This window comes from Lamprobacter sp. (assembly GCF_034860625.1).
GTDB lineage: Bacteria > Pseudomonadota > Gammaproteobacteria > Chromatiales > Chromatiaceae > Lamprobacter.
Genome location: NZ_JAYESN010000703.1, coordinates 1 through 736, shown reverse-complemented (window position 1 = coordinate 736; position 736 = coordinate 1). Strand labels below are relative to the sequence as shown.

Here is a 736-nt window from a genome sequence, read left to right as displayed (position 1 = left end):
CCTCGGCCTCAAGACCGACGCCTTCGTCATCCTCGATGGCGGCCTCTCGGACATCGAGCAGCAGGAGATCGTCGAGCGCTTCGGCCAGGAGCATGATCCGCTGCGCGTGCTGCTCTGCTCCGACGTCGCCTCCGAGGGGCTGAACCTGCACTTCCTCTGTCATCGGCTGGTGCACTTCGATCTGCCCTGGTCGCCGATGGTCTTCCAACAGCGCAACGGCCGCGTCGACCGCTTCGGTCAGCAATCCACGCCAAGGATCGACTACCTGCTGACCGAATCCGAGGTCGAGACCGTCAAGGGCGACCTGCGCGTGATCGAAGTCCTGGTGCGCAAGGACGAGCAGATCAGCCAGAACATTGGTGATCCGGCCTCGATCCTGCGCAAGCACAGCGTCGAGGCCGAGGAGCAGGTGGTCGCCGAGGCGCTGGCTGAGGGGTTGAACGCCGAGCAGTTCGAGCAGCAATGCATCGAGCAGGCCGAGCCGGACGATGACGATGATTGGGAGGCTGCGCTGTTCGGAACCGATGCTGGCACCACCCTAGCGGACCGATCGACCCCGCTCCGGCACGAGCCGCATCGCTTCTTCCCTGACCTCTACGCCTTCGCCAAGCAGGCCATCGCCCGCGTCCCGGAGGCCGAGGGCTATCGCATTGATGACCAGGCGCGCATGCTGCGCCTGACCCCGCCCGCCGATCTGCGCCGCCGCCTGCGTCGTCAACTGCCCGCCGAGGTGCTA

At 66.0% G+C, this 736-nt stretch carries 1 protein-coding gene; it reads left to right on the top strand.

Annotation, left to right across the window (positions count from 1 at the left end):
- Window positions 1–736, top strand: a 736-nt coding sequence (locus tag VBE63_RS30855) for a C-terminal helicase domain-containing protein (RefSeq protein WP_323686755.1), incomplete at both ends; no start/stop codon positions are given.